At 60.4% G+C, this 12,487-nt stretch carries 5 protein-coding genes and 2 pseudogenes; 3 read left to right on the forward strand and 4 right to left on the reverse strand.

Annotated elements, in window-relative coordinates:
- Positions 1-783: 783 nt before the first annotated feature.
- Both AACV02_RS26835 and putP read right to left on the reverse strand, forming a co-directional pair.
- Positions 784-2,787: pseudogene (locus AACV02_RS26835) on the reverse strand (type VI secretion system Vgr family protein); the annotation flags it as partial.
- Positions 2,788-2,990: 203 nt separating this feature from the next.
- On the reverse strand, positions 2,991-4,475 hold the full coding sequence (gene putP, locus AACV02_RS26840) for a sodium/proline symporter PutP (RefSeq protein ID WP_106577565.1): 1,485 nt from the start codon (positions 4,473-4,475) through the stop codon (positions 2,991-2,993).
- A 463-nt stretch (positions 4,476-4,938) separates the two neighbouring features.
- Between putP and putA the strand changes: the two genes are divergently transcribed.
- Complete coding sequence (gene putA, locus AACV02_RS26845) at positions 4,939-8,892, forward strand: trifunctional transcriptional regulator/proline dehydrogenase/L-glutamate gamma-semialdehyde dehydrogenase (protein ID WP_119738005.1); 3,954 nt, start codon at positions 4,939-4,941, stop codon at positions 8,890-8,892.
- A 226-nt stretch (positions 8,893-9,118) separates the two neighbouring features.
- Complete coding sequence (locus tag AACV02_RS26850; RefSeq protein WP_119738007.1) at positions 9,119-10,921, forward strand: acyl-CoA dehydrogenase; 1,803 nt, start codon at positions 9,119-9,121, stop codon at positions 10,919-10,921.
- On the opposite strand, the gene AACV02_RS26855 is transcribed toward AACV02_RS26850, so the two are convergent.
- Positions 10,918-11,211: a cell division protein ZapA gene (locus AACV02_RS26855; RefSeq protein WP_119738009.1), complete on the reverse strand. Its 294-nt coding sequence runs from the start codon at positions 11,209-11,211 to the stop codon at positions 10,918-10,920. The genes AACV02_RS26850 and AACV02_RS26855 overlap by 4 nt on opposite strands.
- Positions 11,208-11,438: a hypothetical protein gene (locus tag AACV02_RS26860; protein WP_038844376.1), complete on the reverse strand. Its 231-nt coding sequence runs from the start codon at positions 11,436-11,438 to the stop codon at positions 11,208-11,210. Before AACV02_RS26860 ends, AACV02_RS26855 begins: the two co-directional genes overlap by 4 nt.
- Positions 11,439-11,781: 343 nt before the next feature.
- Between AACV02_RS26860 and AACV02_RS31020 the strand changes: the two are divergent.
- A pseudogene (locus tag AACV02_RS31020) lies at positions 11,782-12,438 on the forward strand (MCP four helix bundle domain-containing protein); the annotation flags it as partial.
- Between the last annotated feature and the right edge of the window lie 49 nt (positions 12,439-12,487).

Here is a 12,487-nt window from a genome sequence, read left to right on the forward strand (position 1 = left end):
TTTACTTCCAACTCGACACGTTTCCTTCACCTTCAATGCGGACGCTGATCCCCCTAGCCCAATACCGATAAACCCGCCGACCTTCATATACTGACTCGCCCGCGCGACACTTTGAATATGTGTCGCATATCCAGGAATCCCCCCTGACACACCCGCTTTGCTCCAATGATGAACCAAACTGCGACTGGAAATCCCCAATGCTTTTTTGAGCTTTGGGTGATCGGCAATGCCAACTCCTTTGCGTACCAGAGGCCCGAGGCTGTTATCCAGTTGAGTTAACAGCTTCTGACGTTTAGCGAAAAATTCTGCACCTTGCAAATTGCCCTGAGCCTGGAAGGTTTTGACGTGCAACTTTTCAAGATCTACCAGGACGGACTTGGTCCGCGTTAAATGATTTTCCACCATGCTTGATCCCACCCCCAACGCCATCGAACTCTGCGCCAAAAAAGCACCAACCTCTTGCTGGTGCTCAACCATAAACGCCGCCTCGTCATCGCTCATCGGCGTCAGTGCATCGTTCACTTCTTTCGCCGCCTCCATCAGCAATGCCTCTTCACGCGTGCATTGGCTGTTAAGCGGGTCGCTGAGGACGAGCATTTGCCCCGGCCTGGCGTACTGCGTGAGTTGTGGATTGAGGCTGCGAAACCGCTCCAGCACAATCGCACTGGGCGATTCGAACAGCGACTTTTCCAAGGCATCCCGAGACATTGCGCGCTGCACGATATGAAACCCCGGCTCGACGCCAGCAGCTTTCCCGGCAGAAGGTCCCGGACCTTTATTCCCATGCTGCGGGAGGTCGCACTGGCCGTTCTTGCAGCGCTCGCACTCTTCGCAAAAAGGTGCACTACGTTTCAGGCTGGCCACTTGCACGCGGCTTAATGGGGCGGGAACAACCGCCAGCAGCTTTTCCTTTATTCCCGGCATTAACGGCGCAGTCGCGGCAGCCGGCGCGCCGCCAAGCTGGATCGGCACGCTGCTGAAAATCCCACCCGCCGACAGCGTGATCGACTGCCCTCCGGCCTGGATTGTCACGCTCGCACCGGCGTCGATGACGATGCTCTGCCCCGCTCCGATCTGGATGGTGCGACCTGCACGCATCTGCTGCGAACCGCCAACCGTCAGGTGGTCATCCTGCTTGAGTTCGGTGAGGCGATTGCCATGGGTAATGCGCTGCTCTGCGCCTTGCAGCTCGTGATGCGACTCGCCGCCCACCTTCACCCGGCGCCCGTTATCGACCTGCACCTGCTGGTCATTCAGCACGTGCTGGGTCCAGTCACGCTGGGCACGCAAGTAGATTTCCTCGGCGCCTTTGCGGTCCTCAATGCGCAGCTCGTTGTAGCCGCCACCGCCCGGGCTGCTCTGGCTGCGAAAGATACTGCGGGTCTTGTCCGCTGGCAGATCGAGGGGCACCGGCGTTGCGGCGTTGGGCAGGCAGCCCATCACCAGTGGCATGTCCAGGTCACCATTGGCGAACCCCACCAGCACTTCCATACCGACTCTGGGTATCAGCACCGAGCCGTAACGATCATGCGCCCAGCCACTGGCGACACGCAGCCAGCAGCTGGAGTGCTCGTTGTGTTGCCCGTCACGGTCCCAGGCCAGTTGCACCTTGACCCGACCGTATTCGTCGCAATGGATTTCACTGTCGGCAGGCCCGGTAACCACCGCGTGTTGATAACCGCCGATGCTCGGGCGCGGAAATTCAGACAAGGGTGGGCGGAAAATCACATCCCATGGCACGGCGATAAACGTGTTGTGATAACCCTGACGTAAACCCTCACCTGAAGCCTCGGTAACAGCCTCTTCCAGCATCTGGGGTTGTTTGCCCTCATGGGAAACCTGGGTGACCAGCCACAAATCATTCCAGCTTTCTCGCGGGTGCCCGCCAAGCCTGAGGAACCGACCACTGACCAAGGCAGGATCATCGCCTTCACCCCGGGCGGCTCTCGAGTCTGTGCGCAGGCGCTCCAAGCCTCGCTGCGCAAGGTATTTGCCATGGGGGCGATCGGAAAAGTGGCCGGGATACTGCTGCATTTCAAGGCTCGGAAGCTGCTCGCCAGCCACGGCACTTTCCAGCGTCAGGCGCGGCTTGCGAAAATCATAATCGCGCAGGTTTATCCCTGTTGTGCGGGTTTCCAGTTGCATCGCAAAGCGCTTGATCGCCGGAGTCGCCGCCACCATCCCGGAGCCGGGGCTGTAGGGAGTGGGCTGTTCGGCCCGGGCGAACACGGTCTGGTCATCACCGAATACCAGCAGGTGCCCGTCGGGCGAATGCTGGAAGTGGTAGTGGATGCCCACCTCGGCGCACAGACGTTGAATGAACGCCAGATCAGTCTCGCCGAACTGCACGCAGTACTCGCGCAGTGGATAAGTACCGCTCAGGCGAAACTCAAAGCGGTCGCTCAGGATGCCTTGCCCGACCAACACCAGCGCCACAATCTGCGGCACACTCTTGTGCTGAAAAATACGCTGATGACTGCTGTGCGCCAGGTACTTCAGATGCGGCACAAGACGGATCTGATAACGCGTCAGGCGCCGCCCCGACTCGCCCTGCCCGACTCGATAGACCAGGCCATGCACACCATGCCCCTGCTCATCGAAACCCAGATAGGCCTGGCGATGCAGCAAGCTTTCCAAATCGAGATCGGGCTGTTCGCTGACCAGTTCAAGGTCGATACAGTAAGGCTGACTCAGCGCCTCCTCACCCTGGAAGCTGTAGACCTTGAGGTCGCTGGCAACCCCATCCAGGGTCAGGTTAAACGCACTTTGATTGGCAGGAGCGAACATCCGGTGTTTCTCTGCGAAGGGTAGGCGGCCGATTCTGCACTACGGGTGCGCCCTGCTGAGCACGCCCCAGACAAATCAGTAAATCCCTACACGCTCGCATCAGAATCTTCTTCGGACCAACCCAAATCACACGCAAAAAAAGGCCCGCCATCCGTAGGACGCGGGCCTTTTTCTAATTCAACGGGCGCTTGTCACCCGACGAATTATTTGTTGAGGTTGTAGTCTTTTTCCGCCGCGTCAAAACGCTCGACCATACCGGCAGTCGGTGCGCCCAGCTTGCTGACGAAGTAGATCGCCAGGCTGGCGAAGATAAAGCCTGGGATGATTTCGTACAGGCCCAGCAACTCGAAGTGCTTCCACACAATCACAGTGACCGCGCCGACCAGGATGCCGGCCAGTGCGCCGTTGCGCGTCATCTGTTTCCAGATCACCGAGATCAGCACCACAGGCCCGAACGCGGCGCCGAAACCGGCCCAGGCGTAGCTCACCAGGCCCAGCACGCGGTTGTTCGGGTTGGCTGCCATGGCAATCGCGATCAGGGCAACCAGCAGCACCATCGCGCGGCCGACCCACACCAGCTCAACCTGGGAGGCGTTTTTGCGCAGGAAGGTTTTGTAGAAGTCTTCAGTCAGCGCGCTCGAGCACACCAGCAGTTGGCAGCTCAGGGTGCTCATGACGGCAGCCAGAATGGCCGACAACAGCACGCCCGCGATCCATGGATTGAACAGCAGTTTGGCCAGTTCGATGAACACACGTTCGTGGTTCTCGTTGACCGGGCCGGCCACTTCCGGGTGCGCCGAGAAGTAAGCGATGCCGAAGAAGCCCACCGCCACGGTGCCGCCCAGGCACAGGATCATCCAGGTCATGGAGATGCGACGCGCCTTGGCAATCGACTTCACCGAATCCGCCGCCATGAACCGCGCGAGGATGTGCGGCTGGCCGAAGTAACCCAGGCCCCAGCCCATCAGCGAAATGATGCCGATGAAGGTGGTGTTTTTCAGCATGTTGAAATTGTCAGGGTTCTTGGCTTCGATCGCCAGGAACGTGGTGTCGATACCACCAGTGGCCAGCAACACGATGATCGGCGTCAGGATCAGCGCAAAGATCATCAGCGTGGCTTGTACGGTATCTGTCCAGCTGACCGCCAGGAAACCACCGACGAAGGTGTAGGCAATTGTCGCGGCAGCACCGGCCCACAGCGCGGTCTCGTAGGACATGCCGAAGGTGCTTTCAAACAGACGGGCGCCGGCCACGATGCCGGAAGCGCAATAAATGGTGAAGAACACCAGAATCACCACCGCAGAGATGATTCGCAGCAGGCCGCTTTTGTCTTCGAAACGGCTGGAGAAGTAATCCGGCAGCGTCAGGGCGTCGCCGTTGTGTTCGGTCTGCACCCGCAGGCGGCCGGCCACGAACAACCAATTCAGGTACGCGCCGACGATCAGGCCGATGGCGATCCAGCTTTCCGACAGACCGGACATATAGATGGCGCCCGGCAGGCCCATCAACAACCAGCCGCTCATATCGGAAGCACCGGCGGACAATGCGGTGACCACGCTGCCGAGGCTGCGACCGCCGAGGATGTAGTCAGAGAGGTTGTTGGTGGAGCGATAGGCCATGAAGCCGATCAACACCATTGCTGCGATGTAGATCACAAATGTGATCAGGGTGGGATTACTAACGCTCATAAGAGTGACGCCCTGGCTTTGTTTTTATGTAGCGACGGTCTGTGTCAGACGGCCACCCGTTGATAAGCGGATAGACGAGACTGCGTGCCGCGCATTTATGACTGACGTTTCCCCAGGAAAGCCGCCAGCCGATGAACCGAACCTTGCAGGCGGTTGCACCTTGGGCGCGAATGCTATTCAACAAAGCAAATAAGGTGCAACCAGTTTCTTGAGAATAAGTTGCACCTAGGCGTGTTTACGCCCAAACAAAGGCTTTTTGCTTCTTTTCGGAGCAAGAACGGCCGACCTCAGAAGCAAACGCACCAAGGGAGAGCGGATTTTGTTGAAGGCCGGATTTTTTCCCGATCACGATCAAAAATTTCCTGAACAATTTGGGTTGCACCCGGTTGCACCTCTGCATGCGCAAAGCTAATCTTGCCGCCAGCAGATGCCACGCAGTAGTGGCACCCATGAGGATAAAAAGATGGCAACGACCACCCTTGGGGTCAAACTCGACGACCCGACCCGCGAACGCCTCAAGGCCGCCGCGACCTCCATTGATCGCACGCCGCACTGGCTGATCAAGCAGGCGATTTTCAATTACCTGGAGAAACTGGAGGGTGGTGCAACCCTGAACGAGATTAATGGCTTGGGCAGCAAGGACGCGGAGGACGCTGGAGAAATTCAGCCAGACCACGCCCACCAGTGCTTCCTGGAGTTCGCCGAAAGCATCCTGCCGCAGTCCGTACTGCGCGCCTCGATCACCGCCGCCTACCGCCGCCCGGAACCGGAAGTGGTGCCGATGCTGATCGAGCAGGCCCGCCTGCCGCAGCAGATGGCCGAAGCCACCAACAAGCTGGCCGCCTCGATTGCCGAGAAGTTGCGCAATCAGAAGAGCGCCGGCGGCCGTGCCGGTATTGTTCAAGGCCTGCTGCAAGAATTTTCCCTGTCGTCTCAGGAAGGCGTGGCCCTGATGTGCCTGGCCGAAGCGCTGCTGCGCATCCCGGACAAGGGCACGCGCGATGCACTGATCCGCGACAAAATCAGCACCGGCAACTGGCAGCCCCATCTGGGCAACAGCCCATCGCTGTTCGTCAACGCCGCCACCTGGGGCCTGCTGCTGACCGGCAAACTGGTCGCCACGCACAATGAAGCCGGCCTCACCTCGTCCCTGAGCCGCATCATCGGCAAGAGCGGCGAGCCGATGATTCGCAAGGGCGTCGACATGGCCATGCGCCTGATGGGCGAGCAGTTCGTCACCGGCGAAACCATCGCCGAAGCCCTGGCCAATGCGAGCAAGTTCGAAGCCAAGGGGTTCCGCTATTCCTACGACATGCTCGGCGAAGCCGCGCTGACCGAACACGACGCCCAGAAGTACCTGGCCTCGTACGAACAAGCCATTCACTCAATCGGCAAAGCCTCTCACGGCCGTGGGATTTATGAAGGCCCGGGCATTTCCATCAAGCTGTCGGCATTGCACCCGCGTTACAGCCGTGCGCAATACGAGCGTGTGATGGACGAGCTGTACCCGCGCCTGCTGTCGCTGACCTTGCTGGCCAAGCAATACGACATCGGCCTGAACATCGACGCCGAAGAAGCCGACCGCCTGGAGCTGTCGCTCGACCTGCTCGAACGCCTGTGCTTCGAGCCGCAACTGACCGGTTGGAACGGCATCGGTTTCGTGATCCAGGCCTATCAGAAACGCTGCCCGTATGTGATCGACTACGTCATCGACCTGGCCCGCCGCAGTCGCCATCGCCTGATGATCCGCCTGGTAAAAGGCGCGTACTGGGACAGCGAGATCAAGCGCGCCCAAGTTGAAGGCCTGGAAGGCTACCCGGTGTACACCCGCAAGGTGTACACCGACGTTTCCTACATTGCCTGCGCACGTAAACTGCTGTCGGTGCCGGAAGCCATCTACCCGCAGTTCGCCACGCACAACGCCCACACCCTGTCGGCCATTTACCATATCGCCGGCCAGAACTATTACCCCGGCCAGTACGAGTTCCAATGCCTGCACGGCATGGGTGAACCGCTGTACGAGCAGGTTGTAGGCAAAGTTTCCGAGGGCAAGCTGAACCGTCCGTGCCGCGTGTACGCCCCGGTCGGCACCCACGAAACATTGCTGGCCTACCTGGTGCGTCGCCTGCTGGAAAACGGCGCCAACACCTCGTTCGTCAACCGCATCGCCGACCACACTATTTCGATTCAGGAGTTGGTGGCCGACCCAGTGGCCAGCATCGAGCAGATGGCCACGCTGGAGGGCGGCTTCGGCCTGCCGCACCCGCGTATTCCACTGCCGCGTGACCTGTATGGCAGCGACCGCGCCAACTCGGCCGGTATCGACCTGGCCAACGAACACCGCCTGGCGTCGCTGTCTTGCGCGCTGCTGGCCACCGCGCACAACGACTGGAAAGCCGCGCCGATGCTGGGCTGCGCCTCCAGCAATGAGCCGGCCGCACCTGTGCTGAACCCCTCCGACCTGCGTGACGTGGTCGGCCATGTACAGGAAGCCACCGTCGAAGACGTCGACAACGCCATTCAATGCGCGATCAATGCCGGCCCGATCTGGCAGGCCACCCCGCCCGCCGAGCGCGCCGCGATCCTGGAGCGTGCCGCCGACTTGATGGAAGGCGAGATCCAGCCGTTGATGGGCCTGCTGGCCCGCGAGGCCGGCAAGACCTTCGCCAACGCCATCGCCGAAGTGCGCGAAGCCGTGGACTTCCTGCGCTACTACGCGGTACAGGCCCGTAACGATTTCACCAACGACGCCCACCGCCCATTGGGCCCCGTGGTGTGCATCAGCCCGTGGAACTTCCCGCTGGCAATCTTCAGCGGTCAAGTGGCTGCGGCACTGGCTGCCGGTAACCCGGTATTGGCCAAGCCTGCCGAGCAAACCCCGCTGGTGGCGGCACAAGCCGTGCGCATGTTGCTCGAAGCCGGTATTCCGGAAGGCGTGCTGCAACTGCTGCCGGGCCAGGGCGAGAGCGTCGGTGCCCGCCTGGTGGGTGATGATCGCGTCAAAGGCGTGATGTTCACCGGCTCCACCGAAGTGGCGCGCCTGCTGCAACGCAGCGTCGCCGGTCGCCTGGATGCCCAGGGCCGCCCAATTCCGCTGATCGCCGAAACCGGTGGCCAGAACGCAATGATCGTCGACTCTTCGGCGCTGACCGAGCAAGTGGTCATCGACGTTGTGTCCTCGGCCTTCGACAGCGCCGGCCAGCGCTGCTCGGCCCTGCGCGTTCTGTGCCTGCAGGAAGATTCGGCAGACCGTGTGATCGAAATGCTCAAGGGCGCCATGGCTGAATGCCGTCTGGGCAACCCGGAGCGCCTGTCGGTAGACATCGGTCCGGTGATCGACGCCGAAGCTAAGGCTGGCATCGAGAAACACATCCAGGCCATGCGCGACAAAGGCCGCAATGTGTACCAAGTGGCGATTGCCGACGGCGAAGAGATCAAGCGCGGCACCTTCGTGATGCCCACCCTGATCGAACTCGAAAGCTTCGACGAACTGCAACGCGAGATCTTCGGCCCGGTGCTGCACGTGGTGCGTTACAAGCGTAAAGAGATCGACCAGCTCATTGCGCAGATCAATGCCTCCGGCTACGGCCTGACGCTGGGCGTGCACACCCGCATCGATGAGACCATCGCCAAGGTGATCGACAATGTTCACGCCGGTAACGTCTATGTGAACCGCAACATCGTGGGCGCCGTGGTTGGGGTGCAGCCCTTCGGCGGCGAAGGCCTGTCGGGCACTGGCCCGAAAGCCGGTGGGCCGCTGTACCTGTACCGTCTGCTGTCGACTCGTCCTACCGATGCGATCGAACAATCCTTCGTGCGCGGCGACAAGCTGACCGCGCCGGACGTGCGTCTGCGCGATGCCATGAGCCAACCGCTGACCGCCCTGAAAACCTGGGCCGACAGCAGCAAGTTCAGCGAACTGAGCGCCCTGTGCAGCCAGTTCGCCGCGCAGTCGCAAAGCGGTATTACCCGCCAACTGGCCGGCCCGACCGGCGAGCGCAACAGCTACGCAATCCTGCCCCGCGAGCACGTGCTGTGTCTGGCGGACGTGGAAGGTGATCTGCTGACGCAACTGGCGGCAGTATTGGCCGTCGGCGGTTCGGCGGTATGGCCGGAAACTGACCTGACTAAAGCGGTGTTCCCACGCCTGCCGAGAGAAGTTCAGGCGAAGATCAAGCGCGTGGCTGACTGGACCAAGGATGAGGTGGTATTCGACGCCGTCCTGCACCACGGTGATTCCGACCAATTGCGTGCGGTGTGCCAGCAAGTGGCGCAGCGGGGTGGTGCGATTGTCGGGGTGCATGGTTTGTCGCAAGGTGAGACGGCGATTGCGCTGGAGCGTCTGGTGATCGAGCGGGCGTTGAGTGTTAACACCGCCGCGGCGGGCGGTAACGCCAGCCTGATGACCATCGGTTAACTGGCTAAATGCAGTAAAAATGTGGGAGCTGGCTTGCCTGCGATAGCGGCGAGTCAGTGACAGAAATGTCGGCTGGCACGGCCTCATCGCAGGCAAGCCAGCTCCCACACTGACCGCACCCCACCTTCGGCCCTTGTTCTGCCCTTCCATCACGCAAATCAATCTTGCTATCCAGCCTCTATTGGCGCACTTAGACTCCGGCCATTCCCTTAAAAGGTAAGCCGCCATGTCCGAGACGCTGCTCAGTTCCCGCAATCTGGCTTTCGAGCTGTACGAAGTCCTCGATGCCGAGGGCCTGACCCAGCGCGAGCGGTTTGCCGAGCACAACCGCGAAACGTTCGATGCCGCCATCAGCACCGCGCGCAGCATTGCCGAAAAGTACTTCGCGCCGCACAACCGCAAGAACGACGAAAACGAACCGCGCTATGAAGACGGCAAGGCGATCCTGATCCCGGACGTCAAACCTGCCGTGGACGCCTTCCTCGAAGCCGGCTTTCTGAACGCCGCACGCAGTTTCGACGCCGGCGGCATGCAGTTGCCGACCCTGCTGTCGCAAGCCTGCTTTGCGCACTTCCAGTCGGCCAACGCGGCCTCGACCTCCTACCCGTTCCTGACCATGGGCGCCGCCAACCTGATCGAAAGCTTCGGCACCGAGCCGCAGAAGCAGCGCTTCCTGCAGCCAATGATCGAGGGCCGCTTTTTCGGCACCATGGCACTGACCGAGCCGCATGCCGGGTCATCCCTGTCGGATATTCGTACGCGGGCAGAGCCAGCGGCTGACGGCAGTTATCGCCTCAAGGGCAACAAGATCTTTATCTCCGGGGGCGACCACCCGCTGTCGGAAAACATCGTGCACATGGTGCTGGCCAAGCTGCCGGACGCGCCGGCCGGGGTGAAAGGCATTTCGCTGTTTATCGTGCCCAAGTTCCTGGTCAATGAGGATGGCAGCCTGGGCGCGCGCAACGATGTACTGCTGGCCGGGTTGTTTCACAAGATGGGCTGGCGCGGCACCACGTCCACGGCGCTTAACTTCGGCGATAACGGCAATTGCGTCGGCTATCTGGTAGGCAAGCCGCATCAGGGTCTGAGCTGCATGTTCCAGATGATGAACGAGGCGCGCATCGGCGTGGGCATGGGCGCAGTCATGCTCGGTTACGCCGGCTACCTCTACTCGCTGGAATACGCCCGCGAACGCCCGCAAGGTCGCTTGCCCGACAGCAAAGACCCAGGCACCGCGCCGGTTTCGATCATCCAGCACGCCGATATCAAACGCATGCTGCTGACACAAAAAGCCTATGTCGAAGGCGCTTTCGACCTCGGCCTGTATGCCGCGCGGTTGTTCGATGACACCACCACGCTGGAAACCGACACCGAGCGCAAGCAAGCCCACGAACTGCTCGACCTGCTCACGCCCATCGTCAAATCCTGGCCGTCGGAGTTCTGCCTCAAGGCCAACGAGCTGGCGATCCAGATTCTCGGCGGCCACGGCTACACCCGCGAATACCCGGTGGAGCAGTACTACCGCGATAACCGCCTGAACCCTATCCACGAAGGCACCCACGGCATCCAGTCCCTGGACCTGCTCGGGCGCAAGCTGGCGCAGAATGGCGGCGCGGGCCTCAAGCAACTGATCCGCCTGATCGCCGAGACGGGCGCACGAGCACAGCAATACCCATCACTGACCGCACTGCGAGAACCACTGGAAGAATTAGTGACCAACCTGCAGCGCGTCACACTCGGCCTGCTGACCGATCTCGCCCAAGGCAAGGTCAACAGCAGCCTGGCGAATTCGGCACTGTATTTGAAGGTGTTCGGGCACACGGTGATTGGCTGGCGCTGGCTGGAACAGGCAATTCGCGCCGAGGAAGGCCTGGCCAAGGGCAATGCGGCGGATGTTGCCTTCTATAAAGGCAAGCTCCAGGCCGCTCGGTACTTCCTGACCTGGGAAGTGCCGAGCTGCCATCATGAACTGGCGATTCTGGAGGCACGCGATGACACGTGCCTGGGGATGCAGGATGCGTGGTTCTAAGGCGTTCCGATCGCCTTGGAAATCACTTCGACCGTGGCGCTGACTTGCTCTTGGTAACGGTCGAGTTCCTGCTGGTGGTGCTTTTGCATTTCGATCTGCTCGGCGCACAGGTTCAGCGCAGCCAGTACCAATAATTTGTCACCGATCAGGGTCGGGTACTTTTTCTTGGTGGTGGCCAGGGAGGCCTTGAGCATGGTCACGGCGTGCATCAGGGTTTGATCTTCCCCGTCCGGCGCCTTGATCGAGTAATCCTCTCCGAGAATCGAAACGACCTTTATGCCTTCATTCATGCGCCGACAGGACCTGCGCTCACACGCTCAACCAGGGCCTGGATGCGCGCGGCGGTTGCGCCGTGCTTTTCTTCCTGTTCCATCAGGTTCAGTTGCAGGCTGTCGTTTTCATCCTTGGCGCGGGCCAGTTCGGCCTTGAGGGATTCGTTGCTGCCCAGTAGGTCCTGATTTTGCTGTACCAGGTCGCTGACCAGTTGTTCGAGTTGGCTGAGGGATGCTTCTAACATTTTGATTTCTCGGGCTTTTTCAAAGGGCGGTGACGATAAAGAAAATTCACCTCGGATGCCAGGGTTATCCCAGGCGCGCAGCCCGATATTTAAGGGCCGGGCCGCACTTTCGAGCCTTAGTGACTGTATTTACCCCATCTGGTTCCTGAATCCGCCCAACCCCTCGTCTGATGCGACAAAAGCGCGCGCCCCCTTAAGACTTTAGTCGCATGGCCGATAGCTGATGCACACCCCGTCTCATGGCCGCACGGATCGCGCTTCTCCCCAGGACTTCAGCATGTCTCTTCGTAATATGAATATCGCGCCGCGCGCCTTTCTTGGCTTCGCGTTTATTGGTGCGCTCATGTTGTTTCTCGGTGTGTTCGCCTTGAACCAAATGAGCAAGATCCGTGCTGCCACCGAAGACATCACACTGTCCAGCGTACCGAGCATTCGTGCCCTCGACGAGTTCACCCAGCTGACCCTGCGCCTGCGGGTGTTGTCGTATCGCTTGCTGACCAACCGTGAGCCAGACGTGCAGCAAAAGACCCTGGAAGCCTTTGAACTGCGCAACCAGCAGATCCGCACCGCCCAGGGCGTCTACGAAAAACTCATCGAGAGTGGCGAAGAACGCTCGACCTACGACGAATACGTGCGCTTGCTCGGTCAGTACCACCAGATCGAAGAGCGCATGAAGAGTTTGTCTCGCGCCAACCAGATCGACGACCTGCGCAACTTGCTCAACACCGAATTGCTGAGCAACTCCGAGCAAGTCAACGCAGTGCTGACACGCCTGCTGGACATCAACAACAAGATGGCCAACGCCACCAATCAGCAAGCCAAAGACCAATACGACATGGCCTTTGACCTGGTGGTGGGCCTGCTGATCATTGCCACGGCGCTGACTCTGCTGTTTGCGTGGCTGCTGACCCGCAGCATCACCCTGCCAATCGCCCAGGCACTCGAAGCGGCCGAAGAAGTCGCCGAAGGCAACCTCACGCGCCCGATCAAGGTCGACGGCAACGACGAAGCCGGCCGCCTGCTGGCCGCCATGGCCAAGATGCAGGAAA

Source organism: Pseudomonas sp. Larv2_ips (assembly GCF_963879675.1).
Classification (GTDB): Bacteria; Pseudomonadota; Gammaproteobacteria; order Pseudomonadales; family Pseudomonadaceae; genus Aquipseudomonas.